The organism is Pedobacter alpinus (assembly GCF_042684645.1).
GTDB lineage: Bacteria > Bacteroidota > Bacteroidia > Sphingobacteriales > Sphingobacteriaceae > Pseudopedobacter > Pseudopedobacter alpinus.
On sequence record NZ_JBHULV010000011.1, the window covers coordinates 28971 to 55122 of the forward strand.

At 31.8% G+C, this 26152-nt stretch carries 22 protein-coding genes; 9 read left to right on the plus strand and 13 right to left on the minus strand.

Translation table 11 applies throughout. The annotated features are described in order from the left end of the window. Positions 1-20 precede the first annotated feature (20 nt). Positions 21-1205, minus strand: coding sequence for a serine hydrolase domain-containing protein (locus ACFSSE_RS04340; protein WP_379042376.1), 1185 nt, complete (start codon positions 1203-1205; stop codon positions 21-23). Between the two features lie 144 nt (positions 1206-1349). Here ACFSSE_RS04340 and fumC point away from each other — a divergent pair, with 144 nt between their 5' ends. The 4 genes from fumC to ACFSSE_RS04360 all read left to right on the plus strand — a co-directional run bounded on the left by fumC (position 1350) and on the right by ACFSSE_RS04360 (position 4797). Beyond that, entirely contained in the window at positions 1350-2747 is a 1398-nt protein-coding gene (gene fumC / locus ACFSSE_RS04345; RefSeq protein ID WP_379042373.1) for a class II fumarate hydratase, read from the plus strand. A 515-nt stretch (positions 2748-3262) separates the two neighbouring features. Beyond that, on the plus strand, positions 3263-3757 hold the full coding sequence (locus ACFSSE_RS04350) for a fumarate hydratase (protein WP_379042370.1): 495 nt from the start codon (positions 3263-3265) through the stop codon (positions 3755-3757). Positions 3758-3900: 143 nt separating this feature from the next. Next, positions 3901-4338 carry a low molecular weight protein-tyrosine-phosphatase gene (locus ACFSSE_RS04355; protein ID WP_379042367.1) on the plus strand — a complete coding sequence of 146 codons (438 nt, stop codon included), beginning with the start codon at positions 3901-3903 and terminating at the stop codon, positions 4336-4338. Between the two features lie 36 nt (positions 4339-4374). Next, a complete protein-coding gene (locus ACFSSE_RS04360; protein ID WP_379042364.1) occupies positions 4375-4797 on the plus strand; it encodes a hypothetical protein in 423 nt (140 codons plus the stop codon). A 292-nt stretch (positions 4798-5089) separates the two neighbouring features. On the opposite strand, the gene ACFSSE_RS04365 is transcribed toward ACFSSE_RS04360, so the two are convergent. The 5 genes from ACFSSE_RS04365 to ACFSSE_RS04385 form a co-directional block, all read right to left on the minus strand. Then, positions 5090-5938: a DUF7281 domain-containing protein gene (locus tag ACFSSE_RS04365; RefSeq protein WP_379042361.1), complete on the minus strand. Its 849-nt coding sequence runs from the start codon at positions 5936-5938 to the stop codon at positions 5090-5092. Further along, entirely contained in the window at positions 5935-9636 is a 3702-nt protein-coding gene (locus tag ACFSSE_RS04370; protein ID WP_379100740.1) for an ATP-binding protein, read from the minus strand. Before ACFSSE_RS04370 ends, ACFSSE_RS04365 begins: the two co-directional genes overlap by 4 nt. After that, a complete protein-coding gene (locus ACFSSE_RS04375; protein ID WP_379042356.1) occupies positions 9620-10195 on the minus strand; it encodes a condensin complex protein MksE in 576 nt (191 codons plus the stop codon). Before ACFSSE_RS04375 ends, ACFSSE_RS04370 begins: the two co-directional genes overlap by 17 nt. 3 nt (positions 10196-10198) lie before the next feature. After that, entirely contained in the window at positions 10199-11395 is a 1197-nt protein-coding gene (locus ACFSSE_RS04380; protein WP_379042353.1) for a hypothetical protein, read from the minus strand. 128 nt (positions 11396-11523) lie between these two features. Further along, the gene (locus ACFSSE_RS04385; RefSeq protein ID WP_379042350.1) at positions 11524-12924 is read right to left on the minus strand and encodes an MBL fold metallo-hydrolase; all 1401 of its coding nucleotides are present in this window, start codon (positions 12922-12924) and stop codon (positions 11524-11526) included. 119 nt (positions 12925-13043) lie between these two features. Here ACFSSE_RS04385 and ACFSSE_RS04390 point away from each other — a divergent pair, with 119 nt between their 5' ends. Continuing rightward, the gene (locus ACFSSE_RS04390; protein ID WP_379042347.1) at positions 13044-13421 is read left to right on the plus strand and encodes a BlaI/MecI/CopY family transcriptional regulator; all 378 of its coding nucleotides are present in this window, start codon (positions 13044-13046) and stop codon (positions 13419-13421) included. Between the two features lie 2 nt (positions 13422-13423). Next, positions 13424-15040 carry a TonB family protein gene (locus ACFSSE_RS04395; RefSeq protein ID WP_379042344.1) on the plus strand — a complete coding sequence of 539 codons (1617 nt, stop codon included), beginning with the start codon at positions 13424-13426 and terminating at the stop codon, positions 15038-15040. Between the two features lie 288 nt (positions 15041-15328). On the opposite strand, the gene ACFSSE_RS04400 is transcribed toward ACFSSE_RS04395, so the two are convergent. From ACFSSE_RS04400 to ACFSSE_RS04430, 7 genes are all read right to left on the minus strand, one after another. Then, a complete protein-coding gene (locus ACFSSE_RS04400) occupies positions 15329-16555 on the minus strand; it encodes an ABC transporter permease (RefSeq protein ID WP_379042341.1) in 1227 nt (408 codons plus the stop codon). 2 nt (positions 16556-16557) lie between these two features. Next, on the minus strand, positions 16558-17196 hold the full coding sequence (locus tag ACFSSE_RS04405; protein ID WP_379042338.1) for an MBL fold metallo-hydrolase: 639 nt from the start codon (positions 17194-17196) through the stop codon (positions 16558-16560). Next, positions 17196-18512, minus strand: a complete 1317-nt coding sequence (locus tag ACFSSE_RS04410) for an alpha/beta fold hydrolase (RefSeq protein ID WP_379042335.1) — start codon at positions 18510-18512, stop codon at positions 17196-17198. The genes ACFSSE_RS04405 and ACFSSE_RS04410 overlap by 1 nt, the downstream gene beginning before the upstream one ends. 9 nt (positions 18513-18521) lie before the next feature. After that, positions 18522-19109, minus strand: coding sequence for a gliding motility lipoprotein GldD (gene gldD, locus ACFSSE_RS04415; protein ID WP_379042332.1), 588 nt, complete (start codon positions 19107-19109; stop codon positions 18522-18524). Between the two features lie 255 nt (positions 19110-19364). Next, positions 19365-20153, minus strand: a complete 789-nt coding sequence (locus ACFSSE_RS04420; protein WP_379042330.1) for a shikimate dehydrogenase family protein — start codon at positions 20151-20153, stop codon at positions 19365-19367. Between the two features lie 35 nt (positions 20154-20188). Further along, the gene (locus tag ACFSSE_RS04425; protein ID WP_379042328.1) at positions 20189-20956 is read right to left on the minus strand and encodes a phosphosulfolactate synthase; all 768 of its coding nucleotides are present in this window, start codon (positions 20954-20956) and stop codon (positions 20189-20191) included. A gap of 75 nt (positions 20957-21031) precedes the next feature. Beyond that, complete coding sequence (locus ACFSSE_RS04430) at positions 21032-22435, minus strand: tetratricopeptide repeat protein (protein WP_379042326.1); 1404 nt, start codon at positions 22433-22435, stop codon at positions 21032-21034. Positions 22436-22720: 285 nt separating this feature from the next. On the opposite strand from ACFSSE_RS04430, the gene amaB reads away from it, so the two are divergent. From amaB to ACFSSE_RS04445, 3 genes are all read left to right on the plus strand, one after another. Further along, positions 22721-24265: an L-piperidine-6-carboxylate dehydrogenase gene (amaB, locus tag ACFSSE_RS04435; protein WP_379042325.1), complete on the plus strand. Its 1545-nt coding sequence runs from the start codon at positions 22721-22723 to the stop codon at positions 24263-24265. A gap of 455 nt (positions 24266-24720) precedes the next feature. Continuing rightward, positions 24721-25545, plus strand: a complete 825-nt coding sequence (locus ACFSSE_RS04440) for a pre-peptidase C-terminal domain-containing protein (RefSeq protein ID WP_379042323.1) — start codon at positions 24721-24723, stop codon at positions 25543-25545. Between the two features lie 41 nt (positions 25546-25586). Then, positions 25587-26051 (plus strand): hypothetical protein, encoded by a 465-nt coding sequence (locus tag ACFSSE_RS04445; RefSeq protein WP_379042321.1) that lies wholly within the window; start codon positions 25587-25589, stop codon positions 26049-26051. Positions 26052-26152: the final 101 nt, after the last annotated feature.

Here is a 26152-nt window from a genome sequence, read left to right on the forward strand (position 1 = left end):
GATTGCCAAAATACGATAATTTAATCATCAGCACCTACTCCTCGACGTACTACAGGCATCCCCAAAATTTTATATACATCGTCTATTTGGTTAATGCTTCCATTAACTAAATTGCTCAATATTACAATGGTAATGTCTCTTTTTTGGTCTCTTAAATAAATATGACGGAAACCATGCCACCAACCTGTATGGTAAATAATTTGCTCTTTCTTTGCAGAATCTACATACATACGCCAGCCTAAACCATAGCCAAAATAATCTTGCTGTAACTTACTATGTGGTTTATAGGCAGAATCTAGAGTTGATTTTTTTAACAGCCTGCCTTCTGTAATAGCTCTATCAAATAAAAATAAATCTTCAACGGTAGAATAAACGCCTTTATCGCCGGTAGTACCATCTAAAAAATCCTGACGTACAGAACGTCTCCAAACTCTATCATGACCCACTACATCAACAGGTATTTTTTCATATTTAGTGGTAGAATAAATTGCAGTATTTTTCATCCCGGCAGGCTTAAACACATTTTCTTGCATAAAAATATCAAAATCTTGTCCGCTTACTTTTTCTACAATTGCAGCTAAAAGCATATAATTACTGTTGTTGTAGTGAAACTGCCTATTAGGTGGAAAATAAGGAGCGGGTTTATGTTCAGCATATAGCTTAATCACATCCTTGTTAGACATGCCTTTATATTTTTCTTTCCAAATATCATCTGTAAAGTAAACGTAATTGTTTAAACCACTACGGTGTGATAAAAGCATTTCAATAGTAATATTTTTATGAGGAAATTCTGGATAAAACTCTTCAATTGTTTGGTTTAGCTTAAGTTTACCCTGCTCAACCAACATCAATACTGCGGTACCTGTCATTGGTTTAGAAACAGAGGCTAACTGAAATTTGGAATCAATTTTTAAAGAATCACGGTGTAAATAATCGGCCCAGCCAAAAGTACCTTCATAAATTATTTTACCTTTTTTTGCGATTAAAACGTTACCGTTATAATTTCTTTTGCGGTGTATTTCATTAAAATAATCATCTAATTTTTTATTGTTGTTTTTAGTATCAAAAACTAATAAAAGGCTGTCTCTTTTGGGGTCAATTTTTTTCTCATCACCTTCATTGTTGTTTTTTGATGTTGATGAAGAACAAGCGGCTATAAATAAAATAAGGATTAGGCTTAAATAAGGTAACGGAGATTTTATCATTTTTAATTTTATACATTTTAACGAAGCGGAAAATTATAAATTATCTTATTATAAAAACTATAGGAGTTTTACACATTTGCATAATTAATGTTAAGGTAATAACAGCAAATTTTCTAATTTTGCTACCTAACAAAAAGCAAACAAATGGAATACAGATTAGAACATGATACCATGGGCGAGGTAAAAGTTCCGGCAGAAAAATACTGGGGAGCACAAACCGAACGTTCAAGAAATAATTTTAAAATAGGAGCAGAAGCTTCAATGCCTATAGAAATTATACATGCTTTTGCTTATTTAAAAAAGGCAGCAGCTATGGCTAATGCCGATTTGGGCGTTTTAACAGCAGATAAAAAAGATTTAATTGCTAAAGCTTGTGATGAAATTTTAACTGGTAGCTTAGATAGCGAGTTTCCGTTGGTAATTTGGCAAACAGGTTCTGGTACGCAATCTAACATGAATGCTAATGAAGTAATTGCAAACAGAGCGCATGTAATAAATGGTGGTTCTTTAGCAGATGATAAAAAGGTATTGCACCCAAATGATGATGTAAATAAATCACAATCATCAAACGATACTTTCCCTACGGCAATGCACATTGCTACTTACAAGCAAGTGGTAGAGGTTACTTTGCCAGGTATAACTTTGTTAAGAGATACTTTAGCTAATAAAGCAACAGAATTTGCAAACATTACTAAAACCGGTCGTACCCATTTTATGGATGCTACTCCGTTAACTTTAGGGCAAGAATTTTCTGGATATGCACAACAATTAACCAACTCTATCAAAACAATTAACAACGCTTTAGAAGCTGTTAAAGAATTGGCTTTGGGTGGCACCGCTGTTGGTACAGGTTTAAATACGCCAAAAGGTTATGATGTTGTGGTTGCAAAACATATTGCAGATTTAACTGGCTTACCATTTATTACCGCTCCTAATAAATTTGAAGCTTTAGCAGCACATGATGCCATGGTAGAAATGTCTGGTGCATTAAAAAGAGCTTCAGTTTCTTTAATGAAAATTGCTAACGACATCCGTATGTTAAGTTCGGGTCCACGTTGTGGCATTGGTGAAATCATCATTCCAGATAACGAACCAGGTTCTTCTATTATGCCAGGTAAAGTTAATCCAACACAGCCAGAAGCTTTAACAATGGTTTGTGCACAAGTTATGGGCAACGATGTTGCTGTTTCTATAGGTGGTTCTAATGGCCATTTTGAATTGAATGTTTTTAAACCTGTAATTGCTTCTAACGTATTACAATCTGCTAGGTTAATTGGCGATGCTTGTGTTTCTTTCACTAACAATTGTGCAAATGGAATTTTGCCAAATTTCCCAGAAATTCAAAAGCATTTAGAAAACTCTTTAATGTTGGTAACAGCTTTAAACCCTCACATTGGATACGAAAATGCCGCTAAAATTGCTAAAAAAGCACATAAAGAGAACAAAACTTTACGTGAAGCAGCGGTAGAAAGTGGCCTATTAACTTCTGAGCAATTTACCGAATGGGTAAAACCTGAAGATATGGTAGGTTCTTTAAAATAGGTATTAATGGCGTTTAAACACGCTTGTTACTGCATACCTGCCGGTAGGCAAGGTGTCTTTTTTATTTGTGAGTCTTAGCCTCCCCTCAAGATGACAAATAGAAAAGATACCTTTTCAATCGTTAAAGCAAAAAACTTAGAGCCTGTTTAAATTTATATTATGAAAATGTTTATAGCTTATTTTTGAGCGAAAAGAGGCAAATTTTGGAGAGATAGCAAAGCTACTATCTCGAAAACTGCTTTAGCACTCTTGAGTTCCTTTTAAAAAATTAATGTACCGAAAAAATTTAACGAATTTGTAGCCGAAAAGAAGCATAAATAAATTATTAGATAAATTTTAAACAGGCTGTTAAACCATGGAAATGTGGTAAAAGAAGAAAAAAGGTATAATGAAGAATATAATAATGGTAAGGGATGGATGCCTATTTTAGTACAAATAAAAGAACTAGCCGAAAAGAGCTAAATTAAAACAAGAAAGTCTGTTTATATGTTTAAACAAACTATGATAATATAAACATGAAGTTCAACATTAACTTTTTACTGGTTTTACTTATGATGCTTTATTTAAGCTCATGTACTTTTAACAAACAAGTAAAATCATCAGGCGAAGATTTTATACAGGGCATTTGGACAGAGGATAGTTTGCCCAACCAAGATCAATTGGCAAGCTACCAACAATTTGATTTTAAGTTTAATTGCGATTCTTTTTATGTGAAAATTAAAAACTTTTCTAAAGTAAACTTACAGGGAGGCAGTTGTTATGATAGTAACACTTGGTACGAGTATGCAAAAGGTTATTATGTGGTTAATAACGATTCTTTAAAATTTGAAGGTAATTTTGTTGATTCTGAATACAAGTATAAAACCCAAGGCAGTTGTTATAGAAGCGGTAAATTTATCGAGGTGTTTTTTATAGAACAAAAAGCAGATAACTTATTAAAAGTTAAAAGTTTACAATCTGGCATGTTACATCAGTTTTGGTTGAAAGAAAAGTTAAGCTGTAAACAGTAAAGGAGCTGAAAGCAGAAGGCGAAAAGCGAAAAGCTTAAGGCACAATGCCTCAAGTTGAAAGCTAAAAATTAAAAACTCGTTCAACATTAATTCAAACCTCAATAATTCAACATTCAATCCCTCACTCCTTCAAAATTAACACTATGAAAATATTAATGGTTTGCCTTGGCAATATTTGCAGATCTCCGTTGGCACATGGAGTTATGGAACATCTAGTAAAGCAAGAAGGTTTAAACTGGGAAATAGAATCGGCTGGAACTGGGGGTTACCATATTGGTGCTAAGCCAGATCATCGCTCTATAAAAATAGCAAAACTAAATGGTATTGATATTTCTGGTCAGCAAGCTCGCAAGTTTAATGTTAACGACTTTGATGCTTTCGATTATATTTTTGTGATGGATAAGCAAAACTATAAAGATGTAATTGCTTTGGCTAAAAATGAGGAACAAAAAAATAAGGTAAAACTGTTTTTAGATGATGATAACGTACCAGACCCATATTATGATGATGAATTATTTGAGCCTGTTTCACAAATGATTACCACACAATGTGCAAAACTTTTGAAGCAATTGAAATCTTAATTAGGTTAGCTTTAGTTTAAATTAAATAAACCTAAGATGAAAAAAGTTGTTATTTTATTATTAATGTGCTTAAGTGCAAGTGTTTTTGCTCAAAAGACAGAAAAAGACCTTAAGTATTATTACTATTATGCCAATCAAGACAAAGATTTTAATGCTTATTTAGAAGCTCGTAAATTATTTGACGCTAAAAAATTCGATTTTAAACTACCTGCATCAAAAGAAGCAGTAGCCGAATTAGCAGCAAATGCGACTAAAATTTTTAGAAATGAAAAATCTTATGCAGATTTTCTCACTCGATATGGTATGGTAAATTCCGGAGAATACGCCGAACTTTTTTACACTCAAATGGGAGCACTTAAAACTTTTATTAAGAAAAACCCCGAATTCTATAATTTAACCGCTAAAGAACGCCAAAGCGTTATTGATAAGTGGTACTTTTCTGATATTGCTTCACAATAGAATATAGATTAATAAAAAAAATGGTTTCAATTGCACAGGAAACCATTTTTTTTATAATCTTTTGCTTGCAACAATCTGCTTTAATACGTTTAGATTTAAGCTTCTTACTTTCAGTTTGACGCTTTTATATTTCAGTATTCCATACAATTCAAAACTTTCATCATTTATATTTTTTGTACAATTTGTGCAATTAATATGTAAGTCAAAAAAGAGTATAAAATGCTCCTGCTTTTTGACCGTTTGGTCTTAGTAATTTATTTTAGATGGTTACTGACCTAGTTTAGTTCATTAATTATTTGATTAACATTTCTTGGTCTAAGCCTTTTTTATATTTGTTAATTGTGCTTATTAAAGCGATAAGTTTTTCTTCTTCAATAGAGTGAATGTCAAAGTTTATCTTTTGTATATCATACCTTCTTTTGTTTCCGTTTTCTGAAATTAGAATTTCAATATTTTCTGGAACAAAGAATTGCGTTTTACCAGATAAATGTTTTTTAAACTCATTTAAATAAATACCAATTCCTGCAAAATCAAAATCGCCAAAATGCAAATAATTATTCGGAATAGATTTTATCCACTTGATTAAATCTTTGCTTTGATTTTGAGGGTAACGACTCACAAAAAGCGGCTTCATTTTATTGAATAAGTATTTTTGTTTTTCTATATAACGAAAGTTTTCAGGATTTTCTACTCCAATAATTACAACATCTAATTCAGGAACAAAGTATTCAAAATCAAATATAAATTGAAAAGTTCCGGGTTTTGGATTTAATGTTATGGTGTCTTCATTGAGTTTTGCTTGAATTGGAGTATAATTATTCACTAAAAAACCTTTAAAAGTTCTAACCTTGGTTAGCTTAGAATCGGATGAAATAGCCACTAATTCGCTCCTCGTAATATTTTCCTTCTTGTGTGCTTCAATATAAATCGAAAGGTCTTTAATCGAAAAACGATTTTCTAGATATAACTTTAGTTGCTCTGGCTTAATTAACTGAACGGTGCTTTTATGCTTTCCTAGTTTGTAAAGTATTCCTTCAGAAATCATTTCTGAAATCATTTCGTATTTCAATTTACTTGAAGGAATGGCCACTCCATTTTCAAGCAGTAATAGTTTTTCAGCAATAGTTATAGGCAGTTTCATTGTCTGTCTCTATTATTTGTTACTAATCTATTTATTATCGTGACTGGTCTTCCGTCACTTATATCTGTCTGTTTGGCGAGTTTATAGGTATATCTATATGCCAGCGCATCTATAGATTGAGGTGATCCGTTTAGAATGTAGATGTTTCTATCGTTGGCGAACTTCAATAATCCCCTTACATTTTCTATATGTAGTGTACCTATCTCATCCACCATGCAATGCAATCGAAAATCTTTAAACTTGTTTTTTGTTGCACCTTCTTTAAATACATTGAGCAGCATAATATTAATCATGGCTTTTACCAAAACATCCGTTCCGTTTGACCCTACATTTGCAAGACTTTGAACCCAATTGGTGTCATTATCGTTTTCAACAACCTTAAATTCCAATTCAAATGTATCAGAAAGGTTAATATCGTTATGTTTATACCTAGCAATTTCTGATGTTAATAGAGTTAACAAATGAATCGCTGTTTTATTTTTTGTTTCTCTTGTATGCTCGTTTGTCGAAAATAAATTTGATGTTCCAATATCATGGATATGCTCGTCATTAAATTTTTTAATTTCTGTTAGTAGATGAACAATTTTATTTTCACTTTGTACAACCCTTAACTCAATACTTTTAATTACACCTGTAAAAATTCGGTTTACAAAATCAGTATTAATGTCTCTTATAACATTTTCAATTACCTCCTCTTTAGACATTAATTCACGCGTCTCTTTTCCAACTTGTCTAATTATCTCTGCAAAAAGCTCATTTATTCTTTTTTCAAAATCTGAGATTTTATCTTCTTCAACAAATTCCTGTAAGTCTTCAGAAAATTGGAAATATTCTTTCTGTTCAACTAAATTGTTTCTGAATTTAAAGATGTTCTGTGAAGAAAAATTGCCGTTAAATTTATTAATTGCTACCTGTAAATCGTTATACCTTTGTATTCCGGTATAATATTTTTCGTTAAGCTCCGCTATTAAATTTACACAACGCTTCTCTGTCCTATTTTCTGTAATAGCGTCAATTAAAAGCTCTGGTGTGCTTTTAAAACAGTCTGTTAGCCTAAATTTTTTATATTCATCTAAATCTTCATCAATGTTTTCAAGCTGTTTTCTGATATTTTCAATTTCTTTTTTGAGCAACTCCAAATCTTCATTACTTCTTTGCTTTTGTAGCAGATGTTTTGATAGCTCTGCATTTAACTGATTTTCTAAAATACTTTTTTGACTTTTAAAAATCTCAACCTTATCAAAAAACTCCTTTTTGTCTTTGTTATACTCAGTAACTTTATCCCGATTATCTTCAATAAATTTTAACTCAAGTTTGAGCTCGTTGATTCTTTTTTCAAAAGTTGATATTTTTTCTGTATCAGCTCCTTTATCATTTAATTCTTTCTTCTTCCGTAATTCTAAAGCTTCAATTTTATTTCTAATCTCTTCTTGTTTACTTTTTAAGGATAGTTTAATTTCAGTAATAATCTCATTTACATGACTTAGTTCAATTTCGATTTTCTTGTTTTTCTCCCTCTCCTTATTGTTTATTTGTTTTTTAATCTCAATTTCAACCTCAGATACTGCTATGTCTGCATTTAGTTTTTCGGCACTTACTCTTTCAATCTCTTGTTGAATTTGAACTATTGTCTTTTTCTTTTCATCAGAAGCTTTGATCATTAATTCATCTAAATTGATGATTGTATCATTAAACTTTTGACCATATAATTCCATATCGTATTCGTTTTTACGAATGACTTCCTTGCATTTTGTTATTTTTGGCTGTTGTTTTTTCTTGAGATTATCAATTTCAGCAGTTAATTGTTCATCAATTTTTGAAATTTCAGACTGCAGAGATACAGCGCTTTTCTCTAAATCTGACTTCTCTTTTTCGTAATCTGCCACGGTTTTTACAGATTTCCCAATCTCATCTAAATTTAATTGGATGCCGTAAAAACTCGAATCAGTATTTGAAATAATTTCTGGAGACAAGCCTGATTTAAACAAAACATTTTCCTCATCAATTACTTTTCCTATCGTTTTTTCCCAATTAGGATATTCATTGCTTAGCCAGCCATACAATGAATCTTTACTATTTTCAACCTTATCATTAATATTGATTATTTGGGAATTGATTTTAGTGATTTGGGAATTAATTTTCTCTTTTTGGCTATTAATTTTTGTTTCAATCCTTTCTTTCTCTAATTCCCACTGCTTTTTTATAGTTTCTATTTCTGCAGTTGATTGTTTTACTTCAATTTTAGCTAAGCGTATTTGTTCAGAAAAATTATGTTTTTCAGTTTGTAAGTGGCCTATTTCACTTTCATAAAAACTTCTATGTTCAGTTTTTACTTTTCTAATTTTCAAATTAGAAATTGTCGTTTTCTTTTCTTCTACTAAGTTTTTTGCCCAATCTACTTTTTCTTGATGCTGTTTCTTTATTTCATCAATTAATTTCTGAAACTCTTTAGCTAGTTCTTCTTTAAAATGAAACAGATTTTGATTTTTTGTATTAATCTCTGTTTGTTTTGAATTCTCAAAAGCAACTGATTGATTTTGAAGCTGATTGATTTGAGCTTCAAATTTTTGATTTATGTCCGTATAATTCGATTCTAATAGCTCTTTTTGCTGGGTAAGGTTTTCTTTTTCCATTTCCCAATCTGCTTTTTTAGCTACTCTTTTGATAATGGTTTCGATATTCAGTTGTACATAATCGTCCAATTTTGTTTTGGCATCTTTCAATTTGCCATTAAATACACTTATTTCTGCATAAATTTTATCTTTTTTATTCTGAAATTTCGTTTCAATCTCTTTTAATTTTTCAAAAAGTACTTTTTCCTTTCTTTCTTCTTTGTCAAGTTTCTCTTTTATTTCAGGTTGGTGATTTTGGATTTCATTAAGTTGCCAAACCAATTCGCCAGCTAATTTTGTCTTTTCGTTTCTATTAAATTTAATTGAAGCGTATGTTGTTATAACTACTTCAGCATGCTTTCGGACAAGTATTTCTCCACTTTTTGTTTTTTCTGTCCATTTTTTAATATCACCTAATTGGTTCTCAAAATCTTTGAGATGGTGCGAATAGTTTGAAAGATCTATTTTTATTTCTTCCTCATTTAAGGCTTTAATAATAGTGTCTTTAATAAACTCGCTCTCTACCTTGTAATTAAGAAATACATGTTGAATTGCTCTTGGGATATTTTGGTATTGTTTACTTTCCAGTAACGAATATTTTCTGAATTCAGCGCCTAATCCTTGACTGTTACCATATAGAATATTTCTATAATCTTCATAGCGATCTATTTTTTTAGAACTGCTTATCCTGTCTTTACTTAATGCTAATCTTATTTTGTCCCAATTTTCAAAAATATTTCCAGCATTGTCAATAAAATAATCTCTATTGTAGCCACCGTCAATAAATCGAAAGCTCACACGACCTTGAGATTTTGAAAGTAAAATACAATATGCCCCTGTTTCTCTTGTTACTTCATAAACGATATAAGAATTGGGGTAAGGAAAATAAAAATCAACAAAAGATTTTTTACCCACTGGTATTCCCAGTTTTTGTTGATTAGCATTGTAAAAAAAAAGTAATGCCCTAAGCAAAGTGCTTTTGCCAACACCTTGTGTGCCAATCAAATGTACATTCCCGTCCAAATTTACTTCCGTATATCTGACGTTTGCACTCTCAATCATTATTATTTTACTCAGGTATCTCATTCTTAATGTCTTCTGAAATATTTATGGTCATCACGATTTTTTCCAAATATTTGAAAGATGCCAGTACTTTATATTGATTAAAATTGGGGTCTTCTATGTCAAGAAACTTATCTTTAACTAAATCGTTCAATATCTTTTCTAAAATTTCATTCGGTTTTTCTTTTCCGCCACTATATCTCTTAATTCCGTCAATTTTAGATTTTAATTCTGCATCCAGACCTAGTTTTACCAATATATCAGAAGGAGTAAAACGATAACCGGAACCAAAGGCATTATCAAAAGTTTTTAAAAAATCAAGTATATCAATCCACTTAAATGCTTGTTCTATTTTTCGCTCTAAATCAACAGTAGTTTCTCGTCTGCTGAAATAGTAGTATTCATCTCCTTTTTCTAAAATAAAATTAATGTTTAGAAAATAGTCATATAAGAAATCATGGTTTTGTTCAGTATCAATAGTTGCGTATAGTTTTCGAATATGCTCTTCGTTACTGTTAGAGCAAATAAACTTCCCTTTGCTAAGTAGGTCAAAAATATCGGCGGTATATTTTGGTGCTTCCATTGGTTATTTTGGATAAACTAATGCGTATTCTATTTCCTTTTGTGAGCTGTATTGTCCTGTTAAATTGAATGAAGATTCATATTGTGAAATTAGTTGACAATAAACTGTTACTTTCTCATCAAAAAGAAGTTCTTTTTCATAATCATAAGCTATAACAAAATCGAACAAATTATTTCCTGAAGCAACAAAACTATTTCTGATTTCTTCCAAATTGATCTGAATTTCTTCCTCTATGTTACTTTGAAGATATAAATTGGAGATCGTTCCAGCTAATGGAGTTTTTATTTTTACAGTTGTTTGCATTTTCTTTACAATTTTCTTGATACTATCGAAAGCAACACTATCAGTCTGCAAATACTCTAAACTCAATTTTAAAGGATATGCTGGATTTGGTTCAAAAAGTACATCATTGTTTTTTGTAAAAACCAAATCAATATCACTGTCTGTTCTTAAAGTAAACTGGTCTTTCAAATATTTTATTTGTCTGAGCTTTTCAATAACGCCACTATGATATTTGATTTGATTCAGGTATTCAATAATTTGTCTTTGAATATTGATAAGATTGTGCCGACACTCGTTTAATTGAAGTTTAAGCTGTGTGATTACTCTATTCAGCTCTTCATCTAATGCCGATTTGAAAAATGTCTGTTCTTCTTCAGAAACTAAATAATAGGTTTGTTGAATTAACGAGTTAATGTCAATTCTTTTTTGGTCAAGATTTTCAAGTTTTGCTTTCTTTACCTTGTAATTTGGTTCGTTTTTAAAAGTGTTTTCCGTATTTCTATTCAGATCAATCACATTCCTTAAAGTTACATTTCCAATTTTACGCAAGGCATTTTTTACTTTCCTTAAGTAATCATACTTTCTTGTTTCGTTATTTTCTTTAAGATAGTATATAATATTTTCTTTAACATTCTGAATATTTGAGTTTATTGAAGCTGTATTTATTTCTTCGTTTACTTCTAAAGTCTGTTCAAAAAATTGTAAAAATTGGTCGTCTATTTCAAGAAAGTTGCCATTCTCCCTAATTACCGAATGAGAAATCAAATATCGGATTCGTTCCTCATCATAATCCACCATTTCTAACGCAAAATCATACTTATATGAAAGCGTTTTCCGCTTCTCAAACATTTCTGTCAACAATTTATGCTCTCTTATAAGCGTTTTTAGTAATTCCTTTATGTTAGAAAATGTGTTCATAGGGAATCTAAAATACAAAATAGTTTATGATTTTAAGAAGTCTTGTTTTTTATTATTGACGGATTAATTTTATTTTCTTATCAATTTTGTAAATCTTCAATTTAAATTATTGTTTAAAAATTTTCTTTCTACAACTCAAAACTTTCATGCCTGTTAGGTATTTCTACATTTTCATATCCACGCTTGTTTAACTCAGCTTTAAAAATGTTTTGAGTATCAATTTCGCCGTGTACCAAAAATATTTTCTTTAACTCTGTTTTATCTTGTCCGTTTAAAAAGTGAATTAAATCAGACTGGTCTCCATGCGCACTCATAGATTGTAAAGATGCTATATGAGCATTCACTTGATAGTATTCTCCAAAAATAGAAACGGGATTAACACCGTTTTTTAATCTTCCACCTAATGAAGCAGGCTCTGCATAACCAACCATTAATACTGTACAATTAGGGTTTTCTATGTTATTTCTGATATGATGCTTCACTCTACCAGCCTCGGCCATACCACTTGCAGATATAATTACCATTGGTGTTGGGTCATCGTTTAAAGCTCGTGATTCTTCAGCATCCTCAATGTAATTTAAGCCTTTAAAATCAAATGGGTCGTCATCAACTTTTAAAACTTCTTGTACCTTTTCATTAAAGTTCCAAGGATGAGATTTTACCACCATGGTGGCTTTTTCTGATAAAGGGCTATCTACATAATATTTCACATTAGGTAATTTGCCTGCTAATTCTAAACTGTTTAAAGAATATAAAACTTCTTGAGTACGACCAACACTAAATGCCGGAATAATTAGTTTGCCTTTTCTTTTTAAACAAGTGTCTTCAATTATCTTTAAAAGTTTATCTGCTGCTGGTACAGCATCTTCATGTAAACTGTCTCCGTAAGTAGATTCTAATAAAATATAATCTGCTTGCCTAAAAGGAGAGGGTGCTTTTAAAATTAAATCTTTATAACGCCCAACATCTCCACTAAAAGAAATACGAGTAAGTTTACCATCTTCCTTAATGTTTAAATGTACAGAAGCACTTCCTATGATATGCCCAGCATCTTCAAAACTTAAACTTACCCCTTCTTCTATTTGGTAAATGGTACTGTATTTAACTCTTTTAAAAAAAGTTAAAGCAGTTCTTGCATCTTTAGCGGTGTAAAGTGGTTCAAAAAGTTCTTCTCCTTTTTTTGCCCTTCGTTTATTGGCATATCTAATATCACTCTCTTGTATTTTAGCCGAATCTTGCAAAAGTATTTTACATAAATCAAAAGTTGCTGGTGTACAAATGATGTCTCCGTTAAAGCCTTCGGCGACTAAACGTGGTATTAAACCCGAATGGTCTATATGTGCATGGGATAGAACAAGATAATTCACAGTTTCAGGGTCGAAACCGAAATCTCTATTCATTTCATCTGTTTGCGAGCCATGCCCCTGAAACAAGCCACAGTCTAACAATATATTGGTTCCGTTTTTTAATTGTATTAAATGTTTGCTGCCGGTTACGGTTTGTGCAGCACCGTGAAAGGTTATTTTCATATTAAAGGTTTACGCCTAAATATAATCAATTATTAATCCAAAATTAAATAACTAAAAAAATAGTTTGTAAACTAAATAATTAGTTTTATATTTGATTATAGATTATTAAAATATTGAAAATGGATAAGGAATTGAGAGATTTAACAAGAGCTGAGGAACAAATTATGCAAGTGCTATGGGATTTAAAAGAAGCATTTGTTAAAGAAATAATAGCACAATTGCCAGAACCAAAACCTGCATATAATACAGTTTCTACAATTGTAAGAATTTTAGAAACAAAAGGATTTATAGGCCACACAGCATTTGGTAAAAGCCACCAGTACCACCCAGCAATTAGTAAAGAAGAGTATAAAAACTTTGCTGCTGATAAATTGTTGAACGGCTATTTTGAAAATTCGGTAGAAAGTATGTTTTCTTTTTTTGTAAAGAAAGAGAAGCTAGACATTACTGAAGCAGATGAGATTATAAAATTAATTGAAAAAATGAAAAACAAATAATTATGAATTGGGTAAGCTATCTTTTACAAATTAACCTCTATTTGGTATTGTTTTATGCTTTTTATAGTGTGTTTTTAAGGGGTGAAACTTTTTTCAATTGGAACAGAGTTTATTTAGTAGGTGCTACTTTTTTCTCAGTTTTAATTCCACTCTTTCAAACGGATTGGGTAAAATCTCTTTTTGTTGTAGAACAGGTACAAAATAATTGGCTTAACGCAAATGTATTAATAATGGATGGCTTCGCAACGCCAATTAGCGCTGATGAAGGCTTAGTTTTAGGAGATTATTTGCTGATGATTTATATACTAGGCTTGTTGTTTTTAAGCTTTAAGTTGTTTTACCAGTTGTTTAAAATGAAACAAGTTTTTAAAGATGATAAAACTGTTGATGCTTTTTCTTTTTTCAAAAAGGTAAAAATAAGTGGTGCTTTAAGCCAACACCAAGAAATAGAGAAACATGAACTTACACATGCGAAGCAATTCCACTCGGCAGATGTATTGTTTTTTGAGGTGGTAACCATTATAAATTGGTTTAATCCAATATGTTATTTGTATAAAAAAGCAATTAAAGAAACTCATGAGTTTATTGCCGATGCCGAAGCAGTAAAAATTACACAAGATAAAAAAGCTTATGCGCTATTACTATTGAGTAAAAGTTTTGGCTTGGCGCCACATCAGCTTACTAATAATTTTTTTAATCATTCACTATTAAAAACCCGAATCAAGATGTTACAAAAACCTAAATCAAACAAAATGGCTGTATTAAAATATGGCTTATCAGTACCGTTATTTTTATTAGCCATGGTATTATCATCAGCTAAAATTAGCCAAAACGAAAAAATTAATGATTTTGTAAAAACGATACAATCAAAGCAAAATTTAGAAGAAATTTTAGTGCCCGATGAGAAATCGAAAATTGTGGTTGCAAAAGATATAGAAAGTAATTCTCAGAAATTACAAACTAAAAACAACAAGCAATTAGATACTATCCCAAAAACAGCTTTAAACGAAGTAAAAGTAATGTCTTTTAAAGCCGGAGATGATGACCCTATTTTTTCAAAGGTTGAAAATTTTCCCACTTTTCCGGGTGGAATAAAAGCTTTTGGGGCATTTTTATCCGAAAATATTAAATACCCCGAAGAGGCTAGAAAAGCAAATATTAATGGAAGAGTTTTTTGCCAATTTGTGGTAGAAAAAGATGGTTCTTTAACAAAAATAAGAGTTGTGAGAGGAATTGGCGGTGGTTGTGATGAAGAAGCGGTAAGGGTTTTAGCCATATCGCCAAAATGGAATCCAGGTATGCAGAATGGTGAACCTGTGAGAGTAAGTTATACCATTCCAATATTTTTCCAGATTAGCGCCGGTTTAGAAAATGCTCCTAAGAAAGATATAGAAATAACAGATGAGAAGAGACAGGAACTTAATGAAAAAGTTAATATGGTTCTGAATAAAGCGCTTATAGTTATTGATGGGAAAATTGTAGAAACAAAAGATTGGAAAGAAGCTGTAAAACCTGAGGATATTGAAAAAATTGATGTTTTAAAAGGTGAAGCTGCAATTAAAGCTTATGGTGATAAAGGTACCAATGGAGTAATAATAATTACCAAGAAAAAGAATTAAGAGCTTATAATAACGCTAAACAAATCGCTGATAAAATAATAATCTACCTAAGAAGAATAAAGTGGAGTTTAAATGAAGATTTAAGCTTCACTTTATTTTAAAATGGTTTTGTTTATTGTCTGATAAAAAAACAATTTACAAACAGATGGTTTCGATTTTACATAGTGTTGAAATTTGCGTTAGGGATAACAGTGCAAATCCTTTTTTCCTTCAACTCCGCTCAGGATTAAAAAGATTGTAACGTAAAGCCCGCTCGAACGCCCAACTAATGATGTTAATTTAATATGATTACAAAGCCTGCTTTAATTGCTCAAATTTTTTAACACTTAACCTCGAGCTAATAAATGAAGCTATAAACGATATTATAAAAACCGTTATAAAAACCAATAAAAAATCTGATGCTTTTAATGCCATGGGGTAGGCATTAACCACCATATTGCCTTGCGACATGGTAATAAAACCAAATTCCATTTGTAGGTAGCAAAATAAGCCGCCCAAAACTAAACCTAATAAGCAACCAATAAAAGAAATCATTAAACCCTCTAATAAAAAAATTTGTCTAATCATGGTTTTATTTGCGCCTAAACTACTTAGTATAGCAATGTCTTTCTGTTTATCTATTACTAACATGGTTAAAGAACCTACAATATTAAATGTAGCAATTACCAGTACAAAAGTAAGAATAAGGTAAACCGCCCATTTTTCAGAGTTTAAAATTTTGTATAAAAGGGCATTTTGCTGTATGCGATCTTTTACTACAAAGGTTTTTCCTAAATCTTCTTGTAGCTCGTTAACAACTGCATCAGATTGCGTACTGTCTTTCAAAATAACTTCTACTGCGGTAATGTTTTTGGGTTCTGCCAATAATTCTCTCGCCGTTTTTATTGGAATAATAATTTGATTGTCCGCCTCTTGGTTAGATTCAAAAACACCTATTGGTGCTAAATATCTGCTCACAAATTCATCTGTAGGGCTAAAGCCAGACGATGCTCTTTTGTTAGGAGAGTAAATTTCTAAAACCCTTAACGGGTCGTTAATGTTAATGCCTAGAGTGTATTGCACCACAGAACCAACTACTGCATAAGGCGTATTATCTTCTTCCAAAGTAAAATTGCCTTGTACTAAAGTTGCTTTTAATTTGTTATTCTCTAAAAATTGTGGACTAACACCTTTTATTTGTCCAATAAATTGTTGTTCGCCATAACGGAGTAAAGCTTTTTCTTCTAAAACTTCAGCGTAAATAGCAACCTTTTCATTTTTTTGAAAAGCTAAAAGCGATTTATTATTAGGATCAAAGGTTTTGCCTTTAGCAGGTACAATTCTAATATCTGGCGTAAGCGTATTTGATAAAGAGATGACCAGATTTTCGAGCCCATTAAAGGCAGATAATATTACTATCAAGGCTGCGCTACCTACAAATACGCCCAACATAGAAATACCGGAAATGATATTTATGGCATTGGTAGATTTTTTAGAAAAAAGATACCTCTTAGCTATATAATAGGCGGTATTCAATACTATTGATTAAAAAAAGGGTTATATAATTTCTCGAAACCAACGGTAGTGTATGGCCCGTGGCCCGGATAAACTTTTACCTCTTCTGGTAAAGTAAAAAGTTGGTTTTTGATGCTTTCTAATAATATTTTGTGGTTACTACCTGGTAAATCTGTACGACCAATACTTCCTTTAAACAGCGCATCGCCACCAATTACAAAACCATCAGCTTTGCTATAAAAACATAAATGTGCTGGTGAGTGCCCCGGAGTAAACAAAAGTTCTAAAACTCCATTGCCTAAATTAATTTCTCCGCCTTCTGGTAAAAAAGTATCTGGTTCTGGCGATAAATCATAATTAAAACCCTGTTGTGGCGCATAAGATGGTATAGCTTGCAATAAAGGTAATTCGCCTTTGTTAAATTGCGGTTTTAAACCATATTGGTCAAAAATGAATTTATTACCCAAAACATGATCTATATGGCAATGTGTATTTAACAACATTACTGGTGTTAAACTATTTTCTTTTATAAAATTTACAACTGCATTTTGCTCTGTAGCAGTGTACATTCCGGGGTCAATAATTGCACATTGCCCAGTTTCGTCATAAACTATATACGTATTTTCCTGATAAGGATTATTTACAAATGTTTTTAATTCCATTATTTTTGAAGTATCCAACTAGCCAAATCTTCTATTAAAGGCTGGTCAACATTAATTGGTTTAAGGTATTGGTTATTATCCCCTTTTTCTGGCACAAAAGCAAACAAATGGTTAAGCATTGGGTAAAGTTTAGTATCTACATTTTTTTTACCTTTTAAAGCCTCCTGCCATAATTTTAAATCGGTAGTACTTACTTGAAAATCATTGCCACCTTGTATTATTAACATTCTTTGTTTAAGTGTTTTTGCAATCACAACTTGGTCCATAGTGTTTAAATCTGCCCAATAAGAAACAGGTAAACCTAAATAAAGCGAATCTTGTTGAGGTGTTTTAGCATTTAACGTTTTAGTGAAATTTAAGTCTTTTATGGCTTTAGCAAAAGCTAAAGGTGCAGTTTTAGCGGTATCTTTTTGTAGCTTAAAAAAATAATTATTTTGCTCAATTGCCAAATCTTGCAGCTTTCTTGCTGGTGCAGCTGCTAAAATAAGTCCTTTAATTTCTGTTGGTTTTAAGCTAGCAATACGTGGTGCTAGCATGCCTCCTAAACTATGCCCAAAAACGTAAATCTTTGTAGAGTCTATTTGTTGTACTGTTTTAGCGTAATCAATTACAGTAAGTGCATCATTTATAACTTCTTCTTTAACTGTAAAAGCACCAACAAACTCATTTGCAAAAAGCATGGTGCTTTTTACATACCTAATAGAAGCAATTCCTTTACTGGCTAAACCAACGGCTATGTCTTTAAAGGGTTTATTTGGACCAATGGTTTCGTCCATATCAGACGGGCCAGAGCCATGAACCAGAATTACTATTGGGCAGTTTAAACTATCTTTGGGCAAAGTAAGCATTGCTGGTAAATTATGCTTGCCAGTATTTATGGTAATTAATTTTTCTGTAAAAGAGTTTGGGTCGGCATAACTCGGATATTTATAAGTGCTCTCTGGGTTTTTTGGTAAAATAAAAAATCCTACAATTTTACTTTCTTTATTAAATGCAAATTGAAAAGGCTGAGTGTCATTTTTAAAACCACCTTCTAAAATCACCAATTGTAAATCGCCTTGGCTTTTATTTGTAGCACCATCAATACCTTCAAATTTCCCTAGTTTAGAAGTAATTTGCGTCCATAAAACTTTTAAATTTTCTGGCTTCACTTTTTCAGTCATTGACGCATCAAATAAACTGTAAGCTTTGTCGTAATTGCCAGAGTCTAACTGAATAAAAAATTCAGATGCTAAATTGATATTCTGTAATATATTTTGGGCTTTGCTATTAAAAGCAATAACACTTAAAATAATAATTAGAGTAATTTTTTTCATTTATTGGGATTAATTTTTTTTCCATTTAAAGGTCTTAATCATTCTATCAATATCAGTTTTAATAAAATTGACTACGGGTTGTATAGAGTCTGGCTGCGGTTTTTCATTAAAATACAATGCTGCTCTTAAAAAGTTATTATTGCTATCTGTTAAAAAAAACTGGGTAGATGATGCGGTGTTTCCATCTATTGTATAATAAACGCCATAAACTTGGTTTTCTTTTGTAGTGATCACTCCCTCATTAATACCAGTTGCTTTAACGGTGTGCTTAAAAGCTAATTTTCTAGAATCTTCAACCAGTTGGTTTAAATCTTTTAAACCATTTATTGGGTAATAACTAATGTGTAAACGAGCATTAAATTGTGGGTAGGTTAAATTATACCAGTTTGGACGATAACCATCTGTACTATCTAAATACATATGAGCGTATTTTGGATATTCAAAACTGTAGTTAGGGTTTTTATTAAAAATTTGGTATTCTTTTTCAGGAAATTCTAACCTAAAATAACCCCTTGGTTTTGGCGCATAATCTGGTTTATTACTACAAGCGGCAGCACCTAAAAGTGTAATAAATAGCAGAAAAAATAGATATTTCATTAGGTTTTGAAGTTATAAATTTCTACTGATTTATTTTTGTAAAAAAAAGCTAAATATTTTGGGCATTTGCCTGCTTAGACTTGGTCGCTTTACTCGTTACCCCTCTTTGCTTCGGTTTCTTATCCAACAGAAGGAGACTAAAAAAACAGGCTTTGAAAAAAAGCCTTAACCAGATAGCTATCCCCGATGCTAGTTCTAGCTATAATCAGATATCGTTTTATTAGATTAATGCTTATAAGTGACTAATTAAACAACCTAACTATTCCAAATCTCCCAAGATTTCTCTGCTTGCAGCTCTAACATTTGGTAACCATTTTTTATTGCAGCGCCTTTTTCTTTTCCTTTTTTAAGAAAAAGCGTTTCTTCTGGGTTATACACTAAATCGTATAGTAAATGTTTATCTGTTAAAAATTGGTAAGGAATGGCTGGAAATTCATTGGCATTTGGATAAGTACCAACAGGGCTGGTGTTTATGATGATTTGATATTCATTTAATATGCTTTCATTCAAATCAGCATAACTAAACATATCAGCTTCTGGTTTTCTGCTCACAAATTTGAAAGCAATTTTTAGTTGTTCTAAAACATATTTTATTGCCTTGGCAGCACCACCATTACCTAAAATTAAAGCCTTTTTATGATGTTTTTTAAGGAAAGGTGCTAGTGATTTTTCAAAACCGTAAGCATCAGTATTATAACCCACTAATTTGAATTTGCTGGGTTTAAAAGTGCATAACTCACCAGAAAAAAGTGATTTAACAGTATCGCCATGTACAATTTTAATACAGTTTACAGCACCAATTTCTTTGGCTGCAGCATCAACTTCATCTAAAAATTGCAATACTTCAATTTTGTGCGGAATAGTTACGTTTATCCCATAAAGTTCATTGTCGCTTGCAAGTAGTGTGGGAAAATCTTTAATATCTTCTAAAGGATAAAGCGAATATTTATAATTCTTAAGATTTGCTTTTTCAAATTTATCTGTAAAGTATTTCTCAGAGAAAGAATGCCCTAAAGGGAATCCTATTAAGCCGTATTTTTTCATTATACAAATAAGGAGAACCTAAAGCTCTCCTTTTTTTATTTAGTCTGATTCAAAAAGTGGTTAAAAGTATCTCCGCGTAAACCTAACCTTATGGTTTCTAACGGAATAACTTCTGCTGGAGCAATGTTTCCTAAATTTACATTTGAGCCAATTAATTCAATAAACCAAACTTGCTGTGCTTTTTGCGGAGCTTCCCAAATAATGGTTTCTTCAGGTATTTGCGTTAAAATCTCATCAACCAAACCTTGGCGTACCTCTCCAGAATCTCTGTAAATACCAACGTTTCCACCCTCTCTTGCTTCTGCAATTACTTTCCAAGAACCCGCTTCAATTTCTGCTCTCATCAAGTTAATCCATTTATATGGCGCAAAAATTTTCTTTTCGTCTTTAGAACCTACTTCAGAAATTACAGTTACCTGAGTACTTAATTGTCTAATAAATTCGCATTTCTCGTCATGTGGAATTTCAATTGAACCATCAGAAACTTCAGCAAATTTCATTTCATATTGGTCTAAAACTCTGCGGTAATCATCAAACTGATTTCTGATTACAAAAGCTTCAAATAAAGTACCTCCAAAGTAAACCGGAATGCCAGCATCTCTGTAAAGTTTTAGTTTTTCTTTAAGATTAGGGGTAACAAAAGAAGTTGTCCATCCTAATTTTACAATATCTGTATGTGTGCCGGCAACTTCTAAAAAATCTTCTACTTGCCTTAAACTTAATCCTTTATCCATCACCATGGTAAGTCCGTTTTGGCGTGGCTTAACCGTTCTGTCTGGAATATTATTTAACGTATAATTCATATTCGGTTGCAAAAATCCTAAAAAAAAATCAATTTATTGCAAATAGCTAATTTTTAAATAAAATGTTACAATAAACTATTTGGTGTAACTATTTATAATATCAATAATTACTTTGTTGTTCTGTAGTTGTGGTAAATATTCAAATAAAAGATAGTGCTTTTCAATATCAGTATTTAATGCTATTTGTAATTGAGTTAGTGCTTCGTTATACTGTCCGTCCGCAAATAAGTAGGCTACAAAGCGGTAATATAAATCAGCCGAATCTGGATTGTTTTTAATGCCTTCTGCAATAATTTCTATACATTTTTTAAGGTTTTCCTGCTCAAAAACTATTGATGAATAGTCTAACCAAGCTTCAATATCTAAAGGGTTAACTTCAACAACTTTCTCATAAGCTTCTTCAGATTCTGTTAAGTTTCCTAATTTATAATAAGCATCTGCAATGGCAAACCAATAATCTGGGTTTTCATTATCTAGGTTTAAGGCTTTTTTATAAAAATGTAAAGATTCAAAATATCGCTCCTCAAAGTCTAATGTCACTCCAATTCCATACCAAGCATCGGCCATTTTAGTATCCATTTTAACAGCTTTTTTATAGAAAGAACGAGCTTCATCCATTTTCTCCAATTTTTCGTAACACTCGCCCATAGCGCAATAAGTGTCGGCATTAGGCGGTTCGTACTCAAAAGTTTGGCGGTAAACATCAATTGCTTCTTGGTAACGGTCTAATTGTACCAAAGCATTTCCCTTGTTAAAATAAGCCGACGAAAAGTTTTCTTTAATTAAGATGGCATAATCATAAGCATCAATAGATTTTTCAAATAAATTAAGTTTATGAAAAGCGTTTCCTAAGTTATACCAAGCGGCAAAAGAGTAAGGTTCGCTGTCAATATATTGTTGGTAAAATTGTATGCTTTCTTCTTGTTTATCTAAAACATCATAACAAAATGCCAACTCATAAAGTGCATCTTGGTTTTCCATGTTGTTTTCTAAACATAATTTTAAATAGCTTACTGCCGCGTCATAGTCGCCCATGTTTTGGTAAACAAAAGAAATTTGCATCAGCACTTCATCTTTCACTTCTGCCATTTCTAAAGCTTTTTTGAGATTATCAAGCGCATCTTCATGTTGCTCTAAACTTTCAAAAATATTGCCTTTAATCATGTAAATATCTGCTTCAGAAGGCTCTAATAATTCGGCTTTTTGTAAAGAACTAAATGCTTTATCTAATTCGTTGGTAAATACATGTAATTGCGCTTTTTTAATGTGGAAAATTGCAGCATAAGGATGTTGCATTACTGCGTAGTCTATTACTTGCAATGCTTTTACAGGATCACCTTTATCCATGTAATAATCAATAATATTTTCAAAAGCTAAGGCATCAAAAAAATACTGATCGTGGTTACGAATCATCTCTTCATAACGTTCCACAGATAATTTGGGGTCTTCGGTAAATTCAAATTCGAAATCTTCTTCCATACGATGCCAATTTTAAATAGAACGTTTAAATGATAAAAAAAACTTTTACGTTTCTTTATATATCCTCAAATTATAATTATTATGTAAATGATGGATATTTTTTTTATTAACAATTAGACAGCACAATAGTTAATGAACTGGAATTTAGCTAAATATGCTGTTAAATGTGGATAGCTTATTTTGTAAAATATGAGTTGTGTTGATGAGATACTTTATTAAACTAACTTTACAAAAATAACCTTTATTAAGGTGAAATTTATAAAATTGACAATAAATTAGATTGATATGATACAAGTAAATATTGCTGGGGTATTACATAACTTAGGAATTGACACGCTTAATGAAGCATCAAGTACAGGTTTAAAATGGAGTGGAAGCAGTGAATCATCTATTGTGGATATTCATTCGCCAGTAGATTCAAAATTAATTGCTAAGGTTAAATTTGCGACTGTTGATGAATATAAAAACGTTGTTGAAGAAGCTAAAACTGCTTTTAAAACATGGAAAAATATACCTGCGCCAAAACGGGGCGAAATTGTGCGACAACTAGGTGAAGAACTTAGAAAACATAAAGAAGATTTAGGAAAACTGGTTTCTTACGAAATGGGAAAAAGCTTGCAAGAAGGCTGGGGAGAAGTACAGGAGATGATTGATATTTGCGATTTTGCTGTCGGCTTATCTCGTCAGTTATACGGTTTAACTATGCATTCTGAAAGGCCTTTACACCGTATGTACGAACAATGGCATCCATTAGGTGTTGTTGGAATTATTTCAGCTTTTAATTTTCCGGTAGCGGTTTGGAGTTGGAATGCTGCTTTGGCATGGGTTTGTGGTAATGTTTGCGTTTGGAAACCTTCAGAAAAAACACCACTTACAGCTATAGCCTGCCAAAAAATAATGGCAAAGGTTTTAAAGAATAATGATTTACCCGAAGGAATTTCTTGCTTAGTAATTGGCGATAGAAATATTGGTGAATTAATGAGTTATGACGTAAATATTCCTTTAATTTCTGCAACAGGATCTACAAAAATGGGGAAAGCCGTTGGAGCAGCTGTTGGAGCAAGGTTAGGAAAACACATTTTAGAACTAGGCGGAAATAATGCCATTATTATTACCGAAAACGCTGATTTAGATATGACTTTGATAGGAGCAGTTTTTGGTGCCGTTGGTACTGCTGGGCAACGTTGTACTTCTACCCGTAGGTTAATTATCCACGAAAGTGTTTACGAAACATTTAAGCAAAAGCTTGTGAAAGCTTATGGGCAATTAAAAATTGGTAATCCTTTAGATACCAATAACCATGTTGGGCCATTAATTGATAAAGATGCTGTTAAAAATTATCTGAATTCGATTGAAAAGTGCAAAGCAGAGGGCGGGAAATTTGTAGTTGAAGGTGGCGTTTTAGATGGAGAGGGCTACCATTCTGGATGTTATGTAAAACCTTGTATTGCAGAAGTGAGTAATGAGATGAGAATAGTGCAACATGAAACCTTTGCCCCTATTTTGTATTTAATGAAATATAAAAATTTGGATGATGCAATTGCTATGCAAAACAATGTTCCACAAGGTTTATCCTCAGCAATTATGACCACTAACATGCGGGAAGCTGAATTGTTTTTATCTGTTAACGGTTCCGATTGTGGAATTGCCAATGTTAATATTGGTACATCTGGCGCAGAAATTGGCGGTGCTTTTGGCGGAGAAAAAGAAACTGGCGGAGGTAGAGAATCGGGCTCTGATGCTTGGAAAGCGTATATGCGGAGACAGACGAATACTATCAATTATTCTACTGAGTTGCCTTTGGCACAAGGCATAAAGTTTGATTTATAGTTTTAGAAAAGTAGGGGGTAAGAGGATTTAGAGTATAAGCTTAAGGATGGAGGTTGAAAACTTCATCCTTTTTTTATGAAAACTTCCCTTAAAATTGTTCATCCGACAGCTTACAAAAACGTTTGGATAACCGTATATTATTTAGTCAGATTAGAAGAAACTTTAAGATTATTTTTAGTTTTTTGAATATTCTATTCTTTAGCTAAGCACTCATTCTTCTGCTTGCGCATATAACCATCTACACTTTAAAAAATCATCCTTTTCTTTAAACCATTAGCTTTAAAACCCATTGTACAATTATAGCCTCTATTAAAAAATCAATTGGAAGCATAAATCTAAATAGGATGAACAGGGTATAATTTCTTCATTAAAATACCCACTATTAGGTATTTATCGTTTTAGTTAAACAGTGTAGCTTTGAGAAGTTCTTACTTTAAAAAATTAAAATTATTGTAATGAAAAATCAATTTAAAGTTTATTTATTTCTTACTCTTTTATCATTATCGCATATATCTTGTGAAAAAATTAAAGAGATTGATAAAGATATTGATTTCGCAGTGGAAGATTTATTAGGTGTTAAAATCTTAACAGAGGAATTGGATAAAAGTTCAACAAACTATAATGGTGTTAAAGATTTTGTTCTTAATAATAAACTTTTATCAACTTCTGAATCAAAGATTCAAATTGTTCCTGTAAATTCTTATTCATTTAATCTAATTAGAGCTAATGTAGTAAATTCCATGATTACAAATACAACAAAGACTTTTACTGGCACAATCTCAAAATCTTTATTTGGAAATAGTTCTAATACAATTAAAATAGAAATATTGAACAATAATCCTAGAATATATGTAAATAATGCTTTAGCTACCACACCCACGCAGGGCGGTGGCTCTGGAGGGACAACCAACCCAGGAACAAATGTTACTGCACTAGTTAATACCATTCTTGAAGGAAATGTTTATGAAACAAAAACAATTTCTTTTAACGTACCAGCAGGTACTAAAAGCATGACTGTAAAAACAAGCGAAAGCGGTGGTGCTTACTACAATACAGCAGACTTGTTTGTTAAAAAAGGCTCCGCACCACTAGTTGTGGGGCCAAAACCTCCGACAAACCTACCTAAATATAGCTGGACTGCTGATTGTTACAGTATTAAGCCTAATAGAGAACAAGAAGCATGCACTTTCAATAACCCAAGTGCTGGCACATGGTACGCATCGCTTTATGGATTCAATCTATATTTTAATTCTAATGTTACGGTAACAATTACAAATTAACTCTATTATATTTTAAAACAGTGGAAAATAACTCAATAAAAATGAAAAATAAATATTCTACAATCTTATTAGCGATTTTTTCTATCGGAATATCGCTTAGCTTCGTTCCAAAAAGCAAGAAAGCAAGTCCGTTATTAATGGTTGGCATAGCTTATAAAGGAAAAAAGTGTGATAATGTAACGTTTAGTGAAGGGGTTGGCTATAAATTTATCAACTCTTGCTATGGCGGAAACTATACAGAAATACAAGATGGAATTGAATCTACGTTAAATACTTGGTATGGTGTGGATAGAAGCAATATGTCATTCAGTTCTTCCAGTAAATCTAATGGGGTAATTATTAGTTATTTCAAAAAAGTTAGTGGATATGCATGTTCACTAAAAAAATATGCTGTAGGATATGGAAATAATTATTCGGAAGCTTTAGAAAATGCAATTAAAAGTAAAGAAAATACTGATAGGGAATCCTCATATAAAATAGAAACATCTTTTTCTTGTAGCAATTAAAAAATGCAGTTTTCAATCTTAATTTGATATGTAAGCAAAAGGAATCTTTACCCGCGTTACACTTCCCACAAACTGATACTTTATTCTAAAGATTAATATCT